13 protein-coding genes and 1 tRNA gene are annotated in these 13,334 nt (G+C 65.4%); 3 read left to right on the plus strand and 11 right to left on the minus strand.

The window, feature by feature from the left end; genetic code table 11:
• Window positions 1–8: 8 nt before the first annotated feature.
• The 3 genes from ACH65_RS00665 to ACH65_RS00675 form a co-directional block, all read right to left on the minus strand.
• Window positions 9–782 (minus strand): SDR family oxidoreductase, encoded by a 774-nt coding sequence (locus tag ACH65_RS00665; RefSeq protein ID WP_237561398.1) that lies wholly within the window; start codon window positions 780–782, stop codon window positions 9–11.
• A 55-nt stretch (window positions 783–837) separates the two neighbouring features.
• Complete coding sequence (locus tag ACH65_RS00670; RefSeq protein ID WP_237561399.1) at window positions 838–1,362, minus strand: cyclophilin-like fold protein; 525 nt, start codon at window positions 1,360–1,362, stop codon at window positions 838–840.
• Between the two features lie 378 nt (window positions 1,363–1,740).
• Window positions 1,741–2,265: a cyclophilin-like fold protein gene (locus ACH65_RS00675; RefSeq protein WP_202594117.1), complete on the minus strand. Its 525-nt coding sequence runs from the start codon at window positions 2,263–2,265 to the stop codon at window positions 1,741–1,743.
• 299 nt (window positions 2,266–2,564) lie between these two features.
• Here ACH65_RS00675 and ACH65_RS00680 point away from each other — a divergent pair, with 299 nt between their 5' ends.
• Window positions 2,565–3,479: a LysR family transcriptional regulator gene (locus ACH65_RS00680; protein WP_049620636.1), complete on the plus strand. Its 915-nt coding sequence runs from the start codon at window positions 2,565–2,567 to the stop codon at window positions 3,477–3,479.
• A gap of 96 nt (window positions 3,480–3,575) precedes the next feature.
• The gene (locus tag ACH65_RS00685) at window positions 3,576–4,751 is read left to right on the plus strand and encodes an arabinose transporter (RefSeq protein ID WP_049620637.1); all 1,176 of its coding nucleotides are present in this window, start codon (window positions 3,576–3,578) and stop codon (window positions 4,749–4,751) included.
• A 30-nt stretch (window positions 4,752–4,781) separates the two neighbouring features.
• Here ACH65_RS00685 and ACH65_RS00690 read toward each other — a convergent pair whose 3' ends face one another.
• The 7 genes from ACH65_RS00690 to ACH65_RS00710 form a co-directional block, all read right to left on the minus strand.
• On the minus strand, window positions 4,782–5,651 hold the full coding sequence (locus tag ACH65_RS00690) for an aldo/keto reductase (protein ID WP_049620638.1): 870 nt from the start codon (window positions 5,649–5,651) through the stop codon (window positions 4,782–4,784).
• Between the two features lie 72 nt (window positions 5,652–5,723).
• The gene (locus ACH65_RS19505) at window positions 5,724–5,933 is read right to left on the minus strand and encodes a tautomerase family protein (RefSeq protein WP_202594118.1); all 210 of its coding nucleotides are present in this window, start codon (window positions 5,931–5,933) and stop codon (window positions 5,724–5,726) included.
• Window positions 5,934–5,977: 44 nt separating this feature from the next.
• Entirely contained in the window at window positions 5,978–6,166 is a 189-nt protein-coding gene (locus ACH65_RS20670; RefSeq protein ID WP_237561400.1) for an SDR family oxidoreductase, read from the minus strand.
• Entirely contained in the window at window positions 6,163–6,462 is a 300-nt protein-coding gene (locus ACH65_RS20675; RefSeq protein WP_049620639.1) for an SDR family NAD(P)-dependent oxidoreductase, read from the minus strand. Before ACH65_RS20675 ends, ACH65_RS20670 begins: the two co-directional genes overlap by 4 nt.
• Window positions 6,463–6,975: 513 nt before the next feature.
• Window positions 6,976–7,881, minus strand: a complete 906-nt coding sequence (locus ACH65_RS00700; RefSeq protein WP_049620640.1) for a LysR substrate-binding domain-containing protein — start codon at window positions 7,879–7,881, stop codon at window positions 6,976–6,978.
• 273 nt (window positions 7,882–8,154) lie between these two features.
• Window positions 8,155–8,231 (minus strand) — tRNA-Arg (locus ACH65_RS00705).
• 205 nt (window positions 8,232–8,436) lie between these two features.
• A complete protein-coding gene (locus ACH65_RS00710) occupies window positions 8,437–10,335 on the minus strand; it encodes a M61 family metallopeptidase (protein WP_049620641.1) in 1,899 nt (632 codons plus the stop codon).
• 242 nt (window positions 10,336–10,577) lie between these two features.
• Between ACH65_RS00710 and ACH65_RS00715 the strand changes: the two genes are divergently transcribed.
• Window positions 10,578–11,156 carry an outer membrane beta-barrel protein gene (locus ACH65_RS00715; protein ID WP_049620642.1) on the plus strand — a complete coding sequence of 193 codons (579 nt, stop codon included), beginning with the start codon at window positions 10,578–10,580 and terminating at the stop codon, window positions 11,154–11,156.
• 91 nt (window positions 11,157–11,247) lie between these two features.
• Here the strand turns inward: ACH65_RS00715 and ACH65_RS00720 are convergent, their stop codons facing one another.
• Window positions 11,248–13,158, minus strand: a complete 1,911-nt coding sequence (locus ACH65_RS00720; RefSeq protein ID WP_049620643.1) for a M61 family metallopeptidase — start codon at window positions 13,156–13,158, stop codon at window positions 11,248–11,250.
• Window positions 13,159–13,334: the final 176 nt, after the last annotated feature.

Consider the following 13,334-nt stretch of genomic DNA (forward strand, 5'->3'; position numbering starts at 1 on the left):
TCTGCGTGTCAGCGATACGCCGCCGGTCTATCGCCGTCGGTACCAGGCTGGCTGATTCCCAGGTTCTCGTTGGCATGAAGCGCCGGGTTCTTCACGACGTCGGCCACAAAGCGGCCAATGCTTGCGCGTGAAGTTTCCGTGCCCTTGTAGGTCTCGCCCTTCTTCGTCAGCTGGAACACTTCCGTCGGCTTGTCGGTCAGCCAAACCGGGCGCAGGATGGTGTAGGTCAGTGATGATTGCTCCACCACCTGCGCCGTTCTCAGATTGACGGGGCGGTACTGGCCGGCCATGCGTTTGTCCCACGCATTGAACGGCTCGGGCAGCTCGTCATAGATGCCGCCGGCACTGATGACGATGATGCGGCGAGCACCCTCGTCTTTCATGGCGCTCACGATATTCGCCGTCTTGACGTCGAGATCCATGCCGCCCATGGTGCTGACCACGATGTCTTGTCCCCGGATGGCTTCCCGGAGATCCGCCATGTTGGTGGCATCGCCCTCAACGAGGCGGACGCGATCGCTCTGGAGGAACTGCAGACGGCTGGCACGGCGCAGGAACAGGGTCAGCCGCACATCGTCCTGCTCGAGCAGACGAGGGATGATCTCGCGGGAGGTGCGCCCATTGGCGCCGATCAAAATCACGTTCTTCATCTTGGGATTGGCCTGCTGTACATCGCGTGCCTGCCCACTCGCCGGAAGATCGCCCGCGCCATTGGACATATCCGCGCCGATCGCCAAGGATGAAATGGCTAGGAAACTCAGTAGAAAAAGGATCTTCTTCATGGGCCCGCGTCTCGCACTTCATGGATGGATGGCCGCACGTTCGTCCGTTCAAAATCTAGTCTTTGGAAAACACGATCCGCACACCGCGCCGGCCGAGGCTTTCGGCCAAGCCTGTAGGGTCGTCCACGCGACCGAGGCGCGTATACGCATACGACGAGCTGAAGGTCAGGTAGAACACGACCAGGGTGTCCGAGCCGTACAGCATGAGGTCGCCGTTGTGGAGCGTTCCTGGCCGGCTTGCATTCGTCGGCAGCGCCTTGGGCAGTTGAGCGTACTTTTCATTGCCGTTGAGTTCGGTCATGTCCAAGGTCAACGGCAGCAGCGCGGCAAACGCGCGGGCCGGCTTGTTATCGCCCAGGGTGATGGCGAAACGACGTTCGCCGACGGTCATCCACATGCGAGATTCCTCTGGTTTGCCAATGGCCACCGCAGCGGCAGCTGGCGAACCTGGCGCCCCGGACTGTGCAGCATCGCACCCCGCGAGCACGAGCAGGCCGCAAAGAAGACTCAGCCCGCGCGAAGCACACAGACCACGGGCTTGGCGCCGAACGCTGCGATGGATGCTCAGGCCCATGGTCATGGCTTCTCCGGATTCGACACGCCGTTCAGGTCGCTTGCGATGATTGCGAACGCGAGGTCAGGAAGGTCAGGAATGCCGCAGCGGCATGGCCGCGCTTGCCACGAAAGTGTTCGATAATCCGCCGAGCCGAACAGCGGGCCGTCCACGGCCGAGCCCAGGGCGATGGCCAGCTGACTCCATCAGGCCGCCTCCGGCCTCCGCGTTCCAGGGCATGGCTTGTGCGATCCAGCTCAACCAGCCCACCAGGGCAGCTATCCAGCTATCGCCATCAGGCCCCCCAGCCTCAGCAACGCCACGATGGCCGCGACCCACTGCCCATGAAGAAGGCACTACCGCGGCCATGCTCAGCGCGACGGACATGAAAAATTGAGCTGCCGACTACTTCACCGCCTCGATCCGGACACTGAACTCGCCGTCCATCTTTGCGAGTTGTTCGATACCCGAGGTGAAGTGGCCGAGATGGACCAGATCGTTGGAGTGTCGAAAACCGCGGTAGTAAGCCACCAGGTTCCCCCACGGCGCATACAGGGCAAAGTCACCCACCGATGGCGTCAAACCAAAGGGCGCGTTTGCAGTCGAAAGCTTGCGCGGCGGATAGGCGACTTTCTCGACGTTGTTGTAGTCGCTGAACTTCAGCGTCAGCGGCAGCATGGACACAAGGTCACGGCTGGTGGGGTTGTCGTTGAGCACCGCCACTGCTTCACCCCCGTCGAAACTCAGCTTGATCCGCGTCAGTTCGGTTGATCTAGTCGACATGGTCGCTCCCTCTTTTGCTGGAGCAGTCTGAACCTCTTCCGCGCCGGGCTTTCCTTCCTGTGCCATCGCGCCATGGCTCACAAAAGCGACAGCAACTGCGGCCAGTACGGCAGCCAGCGCAGCTGACCGACAAATTCTCGTTTTCACAATGCCACCTCCTATGCGTGGGTGATCGGCTCTGAAGCTGCCGACGAGGACGCCTGTTCCGGCCGATGTCGCCCAGGGGACGGTCGATGCCGCGGCCGAGAAACACCGGAGGCGCAGGCCGCAGGCATCGATACGCCCGCGACCAGCGGCAGAGCGCTGCCCCTGAGCCATAGCGAGGCAGTCGGCATTGGCCTTTTCATGGCTTTGAATGCTCGCGCAGGAAAGTCAACTCGACTAGATAATTAATACTTAAAGAGGCTGTTAGCTGCACTAATTAATTTCCCGTGGGAAACTTCATCATGATCAGACGCAACCTCAACGATCTCCTGTACTTCGTGACGGTGGCGCGGGCAGGCAGCTTCACGCGCGCCGCCTCGCTGCTGGGCGTAACCCAGTCCGCGCTCAGCCAGGCGATCAGCGGCCTGGAGACGCGGCTTAAGATCCGGCTGCTGACGCGCACCACGCGCAGCGTCTCGCCCACCGCCGCCGGCGAGCGCTTGCTCTATGCCATCGGCCACCGATTCGATGAGATTGAGACGGAGCTGGATGAATTGACGGCGATGCGGGACAAACCGGCCGGCACGGTGCGGATCACCTGCGGCGAGCACGTCCTGCGCACGATCCTGCTGCCCAAGCTCACGCCATTGCTGCACGAGCAGCCCGACATCAAGGTCGAGTTCGACATCAACTACGGATTCCGCGACATCGTGGCCGATCGCTTCGACGCGGGCGTGCGCCTGGGCGACACCATCGACAAGGACATGATCGCAGCCCCCATCGGGCCACAACTTCGCATGGCGGTGGCGGCCGCACCGGCGTACTTCGAGACCCATCCCGTCCCCAAGGCCCCGCGCGACCTGATCAAGCACAACTGCATCAATCAGCGTATGCAGACTGCCGGGGGTGTCTACGTCTGGGACTTCGAGCGTCGTGGCAAGCAATTGAGCGTGCGAGTGGAAGGGCAACTCATCTTCAACACCTCGCCCAGCATGGTCGATTCGGCACTTGCCGGGCTGGGCATCGCGTTCCTGCCCGAAGACGAATTCGCACCGCACATCCAGGAAGGCCGGCTGGTGCGTGTGCTGGAGGACTGGTGTCCTCCTTTTCCCGGCTACTACCTGTATTACCCAAGCCGCCGACAGCCTTCACCCGCGTTCTCGCTGGTGGTCGACGCATTGCGGGTGACCGGTGCTTCGAGCGCGAAGCACCGGTAGCGCCGCAGCACCGAGCCGGCGCGGCACTGCTGGCCCCGAGCGGTATCGGACCAGCAGGTTACTGGCGGGCTCGTCTTGGCAATGGAATCAGAACCGATGACGCTGTCCCAACGCTCGACCGCGCAAGCGAACCATCCACCACTGTCCCAGTTAGCCTGCGTGTTCACCGTATTTCTGGTTACGGGCGCGGCATTGCCGGCCTTGCCGCTGCATATCCATGGCGATCTTGGCTTCAGCGCGTTCACCGTCGGGCTCGTCTCCGGCGTCCAGTTCGTCTCCTCACTGCTCTGCCGCCTGTGGTCCGGCACGATTTCGGACCGCAGGGGGGCGAAATTTGCGGTGACGGTTGGCCTCGTGATGGCGGTGCTCGCCGGACTGCTGTACCTCGTCTCGCTGATGCCCACGAACAGTCCCAGCCTGTCGATCATGATCCTGGTGACCGGACGCGTGCTGCTTGGTGGGGCCGAGAGCTTCACCATGATCGGGGCACAGAGTTGGAGCCTGGCGCTGGCTGGGCCGGGCAGCGTCGGCAGGATGATCGCGTGGATCGGCACGGCAATGTTCGTGGCCCTGGCCCTTGGCGCACCCCTTGGCAGTTTCCTGTTTGCTCACTTCGGCTTTGCGTCGATCGGGCTGGCAACCTGCATCGGCGCAGGGCTCATCCTGCCGCTGATCGTCGCCACACCGGCCACCGGACACAGGCCCCAGATCCGGCAATCCGCCCCCCGGATATTGAAATCGGTTTGGATGCCGGGCGTCGCCATGGCCTTTTCAAGCGTGGGCTACGGAATCATGACTGCATTTGCCGTGCTGCTGTTTGTCCAGCGCGGCTGGCAACCGGCGTGGCTGTCTTTCACCGCCTTCGCCACCGCCTTGATGGTGGCGCGCGTGTTCTTCGGCCCGCTGCCAGACCGGCTTGGCGGCGCACGGACCGCGATTATCTTCATCATCATCCATAGTGCCGGCCTGGCCCTGATCTGGCTCTCGCCGCATGCGTGGCTCGGCTTCGTCTCCGCGGGCATGGCCGGCTTCGGCTATGCGCTCGTGTATCCGGGCCTGGGCATGGAAGCCGTTGCGCGTGCACCGGCGAATGCCAGGGGTCTCGCCATGGGCGTCTATACGGCCTTCATCGACCTGGCACTGGGCATACTCGCGCCCCTTCTTGGTCTGGTTGCCAACGCGGTCGGACTGGGCCCGGTCTTTCTCATCGCGGCGCTTCTCGCACTGTGCGCCGTGCCGATCGCGATGTGGCTGCACCGACACCCATCTTAAGGCGTAGCCCGACGACAGCCTCCACCCTCATCAGCCCCGTGGCGCGGCGGCATTGAGTTCGGCCAATTCCTCATCGCTCAGCTCGATTGCCGCGGCGGCCACGTTCTCCTCGAGGTGCACCACCTTGCTGGTGCCCGGGATAGGAAGGATCACGGGGCTACGCTTCAGCAGCCAGGCCAAGGCGATCTGACCGGCCGTCGCCCCCTTCGCCCTGGCGAGCGCGTCCACCGCGCCGCCCGGTCTGGCGAGATCGCCGGCCGCCAGCGGGAACCACGGGATGAAGCCGATGCCGTTGGCCTCGCAATAATCGAGAACGTCCTCATCCGCGCGGTCGGCCAGGTTGTAGCGGTTCTGCACCGTCGCGACCGGGAAGTGCTTGCGCGCTTCCTCGATGACCTCGACCGAAACCTGGCTCAGCCCGGCATGGCGGATAAGACCCTCGTCGATGAAGCCGCGGATGGCGTCGAACTGCTCGGCCTGAGGCACTTTCGGATCGATGCGGTGGAGCTGCCAGAGATCGATCTGTTCCACCTTCAGGCGCCGCAGGCTCATATAGACGCATTGGCGTAGATACTCCGGGTTTCCAACTTGCGGCCATGGAGTCGGATTGCCCGGGAAGCGGACAAGCCCGCCCTTGGTCGCGACCCTAATCCCATCGTAGGGATATAGCGCCTCGGCGATGAGCTGCTCGCTCACATGCGGGCCGTAGCTGTCGGCGGTGTCGATGAGATCGATGCCAACCTCCGGCAGCCGCTTCAGCACCCGGATCGCTTCCTCGCGATCCTCCGGTTCGCCCCAGATGTCGGGACCGGTGACGCGCATCGCGCCGAAGCCAAGGCGATTGACCGCCAGGTCGCCGCCGATGGCGAACTGGCCTGAAAGACCGGCATCAATTTTCATCTCGATTCTCCTGTGAATTGTCCCCCGGCGGGCTCGACGTCGCGGATAAAGCCGGTGGCATGGCGCGCGGACCTAGCCCGGGCGCGCTTGAGCAAGCGATCGGCCGCCGCTTTGATGTCGGGGCCATAGACCTGCCGCATCCAGTCCCTGCGTCGGCACCTCTTCCACCGCGCTGGCATTGACGCCCAGCACGGCCGTCAGGGCGGTGGCCAGTTTGTCGGCCAGCGACTGCTTGACCGCATCGCTGCGGCCTTGGGCGATCTTGAGGATGGGGTGATGCATGGTTTCGTTGCACGCTCATTGCACCGTCAAACCGCCGTCCACGGTCAATGCCTCGCCGAGGGCATAGCTCGCGGCGGGGCTGCACAGCCACACACCGCCGCGGCGATTTCCTCGGGGCGGCCCGCGCGGCCGATGGGTACGCCCTTTTCCAGCTCAGCGAAGCCTTGCTCGCTGCCGCCGACGACGTCCTGTGCAATCTGCGTGGCGATCGTGCCGGGGTTCACCGCATTCACACGGATGCCCTGTCTGGCATGCTCCAGTCCGGCCGTCCGGGTGAGACGACGACACCGTGCTTGGAAGCGATGTAGGCGCCGATGCCGGGATTGCCGGTCAAGGCGCCGACCGTGGCGTTGTTGACGATGGCGCTACCGCCCTGGCGCTGCATCTGCTGCATGCGCCCGCCGTCGCGGTCGGCCAGGACCACGGAGGCGCCGCGCCGGGCGAAGGCGCGGGCAGTCGCCAGGCCCATACCCATGGTGGCCCCCGTTACCAGGGCCACCTGACCCTTGAAGTCGTAGGTGGGATTCACGTTTTTTTCCTGGTTTCTGGAAAGACGCCGTCCGATCCGTGATCGTGCGACGGTGCCCTGGCATGCATGGAACAACCGGTCTGCATTCACGCTGCGTGCGCTTGCGTTGCGTCGGCTTCGGGATTGGCCGCGTTCTCCTTAAGATGATAGCGAGCGAACAGCGGACGCCGTTCCGGTTTTATCGAAAGCATCCATGAATACGAGCGATAGATGGATCCGTCGATGGGGTGAACGGGGGACCACGTCCGCCAATGCTTCAAAGCAGGCGCCATGTGCTGCTAGCAGGGACTGGCTGGCCGCGGCGTCGAGCGAACCCCCGACCACTCGGCGTGATTGGCCTGGACGACTCGGCTATATGGCAGCCGAATCAGACCTAGCAAATGGTCGACTACCGCGCCGCGCGAAAATATTCAAGCGGACATCGAGCACTGCGCCGCCGACCAAGGTCAACACAGGCCGGCGAGCTATCCCGCCCCTTGCACGGCAACCACCACGTTCACGTGCCCTACGGCGTCATGAATCGTAACGCAGCGCGGCGATGAGCATGGCCATTGCACCCGATGGCTGTCGACGGCTGGGGTAGTAGAGATGAAAGCCCGACCAAAAAGGGCACCACTCCTGTAGCACCGGCACCAGATGTCCTGCACGGACATAAGGCTCGGCAAGTTCGCTTGGTACGTAGGCGACACCTAGTCCAGCCACCGCGGCAGCAAGGCAATCGAAGAGGCTGTTATAGATGAGTTGGCCGTCGACGTGGACATTGACCTGCTGTCCACCCTTCTCGAACTCCCAGGCCCATAGCCCGCGATGTGTCATCGTGCGCACGTTGATGCAATTGTGGTGCATCAAGTCCGCGGGCTTTTGAGGATGCTCGCGCTTGGAAAAATAACGCTTGGTGGCGACGACCGTGAATTGAACCGGCGGCCCAATGCGCACGGCGATCATGTCTTGCGCCACCAGTTCGCCGAGACGAACTCCGGCATCGAACTGCTCAGCTGCAAGATCCACATACCCGTTGTCCAGAAAGAGCTCCAACTTGATATCCGGGTACTCCTTCAAGAAGTTCTTCAGCTTGGGCGCAAGAAGAAGCCGGATCGCATCTTCCGGTGCGGTGATCCTGATCGATCCGGCCGGCTTGTCTCGCAGCTCCGACACTTCAAGTAGCCCGGCGTCGATTTCTTCCAGCCGAGGGGCAACGGTAAGCAACAGATGCTCGCCCGCTTCGGTAGGGATGACGGCGCGGGAGTTGCGCGCCAACAGCCGGACACCCAAGGTCTTCTCGAGCGAGCGCACGGAGTGACTCACCGCCGTCTGCGATAAACCTAGTCGAGCCGCCGCCCGAGTAAAGCTCTTCTCACGAGCTACAGCGAAGAAGGCTGTCAGGCCACCAAAGGAGTTGTGTAGAAGGTTGTCTTTCATGATTCACGCACCTCGATCCATAGGCCATTGGTGTCGGCCATGCGATAGACCTTCTCGCGGGGTTTCATCGCGCGCAGCTTGGCGTCGGAGAGCATTGTGAGTAACACCCGAGTGAGTACGGGGCACCCGAGACAGCCCCCTTACTCACCACCTTACTCACTTTCGGACTGGATGCGACTGGACACCCTTGGCCCCCAAGAGACAAGAAACCCCGCATGGCGCGGGGCTTTCTCGTGATCCTTGGACTTCGTTGGACGCCCCTGGATCGGCATGTGGCGCGCTCGGCGGGATTCGAACCCACGACCTTTGCCTTCGGAGGGCAACACTCTATCCAGCTGAGCTACGAGCGCGTTGGAGGGCCGGCCGCGGCCTGGGCGGCAGCGGCGGAGGCGCAGTATAGCGGACTTGGACGGAGGCTGTGGAACGGCCGCCCGGGCGGCCTGCGCGAACGCGGCGGGGGCGGCCGCGCGACGTCTCTATGGCTGCGCTCCCGACCGATACGGAACGGCCCGCGCCACGAAACCGTGGCGCGGGCCGCGGGCTGCGCGAGCGGCCTCAGCGGGCCTTGATCAGCTCGGCCAGGCGGTCGGGCTTGCCGGCGTCGCGCTCCAGGTGCGGGTACTTCAAGCCCTCGTGGTAGGGCACGGCGAGCGTCTGGTACTCGTCGAAGTTCTTCACCAGCAGCTGGATCGGCGCGTTCTTGTCCTTGGCGGCGGCGGTGATGGCGTCCTTGATGGTGTCGCCGGAGAACTCCTTGCCGTTGACCGCCACGATCTTCATGCCCGGCGAGAGGCCGGCCTTGAAGGCGGGGCCATCCCACAGCACGTCGGCGATGTCGCCGTCCTTCGCCACCGACACGCCGAGCGAGAAGCTGAGGTCGGTGAAGCCGCGGCGCGCCTCCACCGCCTTCACCGCGGCCGAGGGCTGGTCGTTGTAGACCAGCTTCCAGCCGTGCGAGGCAATGCCGCCGATCAGCGGGCCGTGGCCGTCCAGGCGCTGGCGCAGGTACGGCGCCCAGTCGTAGTGGGCGATGCCCTCGAGCGTCTTCACCACCTCGTCGAAGGTGTACGGGTTGACCTTCCAGTCGCCGTTGTTCATGCCGAAGAAGGCCTTGCCGAAGTCGTCGATGGTCTTCTTGTTGCCGGTCAGCTCGCGCAGCTTGCCGTCCACGTCGAGCCAGATCATCTGGCCGGCCGAGTAGTAGTCCTCGCTGGCCTGGTAGTTGCGGTAGGGCAGCGGGCGGCGCTGGGCGATGATGGGGTCGTTGGTGGTGTCCTGCACGTTGCGCCAGCTGGCCAGGCCCGGGCGGCCCTTGTCGTAGGTGGCGGCGACGAAGGCGAGCATGTCGCGGGTCTGGTCGGCGTTCCACAGGCCCGAGCGGGCGGCCATCACGTAGCCCCAGAACTGGGTCTGGCCCTCGTACACCCACAGCAGCGAATCCTGCATGGGCACGTTGAAGCTCGGCGTGGCGAGGTCGGCGCCGCGGCGGTACTTGCCGTCCCAGGAGTGGTTGTACTCGTGCGCGAGCAGGTCGCGGCCGAGCGCGGTCTTCTCCCAGTCGGTGAAGTAGCCGGTGCCCACGCCGTTCTCGCTGGAGCGGTGGTGCTCCAGGCCCTGGCCGCTCATCTTCTCGCTCAGCGAGAGCAGGAAGTCATAGTGGTTGTAGTGGTGCGCGCCGTACATCTTGTACATCTGCTGCACCAGGTTCTGGTGCGCCTTGAGCTGCTCGGGCTTGATCTCGAGGAACTTCGGGTCGTCGGCCACGATGTTCAGGTGCACCGGCGCCGCGGCGCCCGGGTCGAGGTCCACGCGCTTGAAGTACTTGCCGGCGTAGACGGGCGAGTCCACCAGGTCGTCGAAGTCGATGGACTTGTAGGTCACGGTGTTGCCGCGGGTGGAGGCCACGTCCAGCGCGGTGGCCGACTGCCAGCCGGCCGGATAGGTGGCGCTGACCTCGGCAGGGATGCGGCTGGCGTAGTAGCCGGCCGGGTACAGCGTGGTGGAGCTCCACTGCAGGTTGAGCATCTCCGGCGTCATGGTGACGCGGCCCTGGCTCTTGTCCTGCGCGGAGAGGAATTCGAAGTACACCTCCACCTGGCTCGCGCCCTGCGGCACCTCGACGTGGAAGGCGTAGACGTCGAGCGGGTCGCGCGTCCACGGCAGCACCTGGCCGTTGGCCTTCACCACCAGGCCGGCGAGCTTGTCGATCGGGCCGCTGGGCGAGTGGTGGCCGGGCAGCCATTCCGGGTAGAGCAGGGTCAGCGGCCCGGGTTGCGCCGGCACCGTCTCGGTGACGCGGAACACGCGGTGGGCGATGTCGGTGGCGTCCACGTGGATCTTCAGCGTGCCGTTGAACGACACGTCCTGCGGCGACGGCACGGCGGCGAGGGTGGCGAGACTGGCCGAGCCCAGCACGGCGGCGGCGAGGGCGGAAGCGAGACGGGTGGCTTTCAAGATGCGCTCCGGAGCGGCGGCCGCGCGTGCGGCCGGATGGAATGAGACCTGAACGGACGATGCTAGCCGCGCCGCCCGCCGCGCCACCCTGCCAAAGGTCATGCCCGAGCCTGAACGCAAGCCCCCACGCGCGCCGCGCCGAAAGACTCGCGCAAGCCGGGGAACCGAAGGTGACACCCGCCGCGCTCCCCGAGCGGCCACCGTTTCCCCCAAACGGCTGACATACAACAAGGAGCATTCCCATGAACAAGTTCGTTCTTTCGGCCGCGCTGGCCGGCCTCGCCCTCTCCCCGCTGCTGACGCAGACCGCCCGCGCCGACAGCAGCAACCAGCTGGACAACTTCTACGTCGCCGGCAACCTGGGCCAGACCCAGTACCGCGACAGCCTCAGCCACGACCACAGCGTGTTCCAGAACGTGCGCTTCGGCTGGCGCTGGAACGGCATCGTCGGCCCCGAGATCGGCTACGCCTACCTCGGCCGTCCCAAGGACGTGATCGGCAACGACCGCTTCTCGGTGAAGCCGCGCGCCGCCACCGTTGGCGTCAACGCCAAGTACGACTTCTACCAGAACTGGTTCGTCACCGGCCATGCCGGCTACATGCGCTCGCGCAGCAACCTGAAGGCCACCGTCGACGGCGTGACCGACAGCAGCAAGAGCTGGAACAACGGCTGGTACGGCGGCGTGGGCGTGGGCTACAACCTCACCCCGTCGGTGAGCCTGGGCCTCAACTACGACAACTACCACCTCAAGGTCGGCCGTGGCTCGCAGTCGAGCGCCAACGTGGCCGCGTACTCCGCCTCGGTGGAATACCGCTTCTGACCGGTCGCCCCGGCGACCCGGCCGCCGCGCGGCCGCTGAAAGGACGACGGCCGCCCCAGGGCGGCCGTCGTCGCATGCGGAACCGGCGGCGTTACTTGCGCGGGGCCGCGATCTCGCCGATCAGGTCCTTGCCCTTGGCGCGCTCCAGGTGCGCGTACTTGAGGCCCTCGTGGTAGTCGACCTTGACGGTGCTGTACTCGTCCACGTTCTTCACCAGGAGCTCGATCGGCGCCTGCGTGCCCTTGGCCGCCTTCACCGCGTTCTTGAGCGCGTCGGGCGAGTAGTCCTTGCCGTTCACGGCCACCAGCTTGAGCCCGGGCACCAGGCCGGCGCGGAAGGCCGGGCCGTCCCACTGCACGTCGCGCACGCGGCCGTCCTGCGCCACCGACAGGCCCAGCGAGAAGGCCAGGTTCACGCTGTGGGTGAGCGACTCCATGCCCTTGTCGAAGTCGGTCTGCTGGTCGGTGTAGACCAGCTTCCAGCCGCCGCGCTCGATGCCGTGCTCGGGCAGCTCCGGGCCGGTGTAGTCCAGGCGCTGGCGCAGGAAGCCCTGCCAGTCGTAGGGCTGCACCTGATCGAGGCCGGCGATCACGTCCTCGAAGGTGTAGGTGCGGGTGACGTAGCTGCCGGGGTCGACGCCGAAGAAGGCGCGGGCGAAATCGTCCAGCGAGCGCTTGCCGCCGGAGAGCGCGCGGATCTGCGTGTCCACGTCCAGCCACAGCAGCTGGCCCTCGGGGTAGAAGTCGGTGCCGCGGCGCCAGTTGGCCCAGCCGCCGCCGCCGTAGTAGGTGAGCGGGGCGGCATCCGCGGTGTCCTGCAGCGGGCGCCAGGCGCGGCCGGTGCGATGGCTCATGCTGCCGGCGATGCCGGCCAGCGAGTCGCGCCACTGCGCCGTGCTCCACAGGCCCGAGCGGGCCGACAGCACGCCGCTCCAGTAGTCGGTGAGGCCCTCGTACACCCACAGCAGGTCGTCTTCCTCCACCGTGTTGAAGTCCGGCGCCCACAGCTTGGCCGGGCGGCGGAACTTGCCGTTCCACGAGTGCACGTACTCGTGCGGCATCAGGCTGGCCAGCAGCGCGTAGGAGGGCTTGTCGGTGAGGAAGTTGGCCGGCAGGCGGTCGTCGCTTGACTGGTGGTGCTCCAGGCCGAAGTGGCCGGTGTGGTCGGAGAGCGTGAGCAGGAAATCGTAGTGGTCGTAGTGGTGCGTGCCGAACAGCTTCTCCGTCTGCGCGATCAGCGCCTGGTGCTGCTTGAGCTGGGCGTCGGTCAGCTTGACCTGGTCGGCCTCGTCGGCGATCACGTCCAGGTGCACCAGCACCTTGCCGCCGGGGTTCAAATCCACGCGGTTGAAGTGGCTGCCGGCGATCAGCGGCGAATCCACGAAATGGTCGAAGCCGAGCGGTTTGAAGGTGGTGGTGGCGCCTTCGCTGCCCGTCGCCTCCAGCGCGCTGGCGTACTTCCAGCCGGCCGGCAGGGTCACGCTGGGCTGGATCTGGATCTGCCGCGTGTAGTGCCCGGCCGGGTAGAAGGCCACCTGGTTGAACTCCACGTCCACCAGTTGCGGCGTGGAGGAGGCGCTGGCACCGAACATGCCGCCGTCGCCGGGCGAGAGGAACTGGAAAGAGAGATCGAGCCGGCTCACGCCCGCGGGCACGTCCACATGCAGCGCGAACATGTCGCGCAGGTCGCGCCGCCACGGCAGCTGCTTGCCGTTGGCGCGGATGATCAGGCCCGACACGTTGGCGATCGGGCCGGAGGGCGAATGCTCGCCCGGGATCCACTCGGGGTAGTACAGCGTGAGCGGGCCGGCGACGACCGGGATGCTCTCCTGCACGCGGAACACGCGCTTGGGCGCGTCGGTGAGGTCCACCTTCACCGCCAGCGTGCCCGGATAGGGCTGATCGACCGGCGGCGCCTTCTCGGCGGAGGCGGCGGCGGAGAGGGACAGGGTTGCGCCCACCGACAGGGCGAGCAGGCTGGCGCGCAGGGAAGGAAGCGTCACGGGCGGGTCTCCAGGCAAACGGGCGGCCCTGCGCAAGGCACGGCCGCGAAAACACGTGCGCCGCCCGCAAGGCGGACGGCGCGTTGGCCCGATGGTAGGCCGCCACCGCGCCACCACCCCCTGCCAGAGGTCATGGCGCAAGACGTGCTTGCGGGAAAGGCGGCCCGGCTCACTGT

Origin of the sequence: Frateuria defendens (genome assembly GCF_001182895.1) — a bacterium.
Classification (GTDB): Bacteria; Pseudomonadota; Gammaproteobacteria; order Xanthomonadales; family Rhodanobacteraceae; genus Frateuria_B; species Frateuria_B defendens.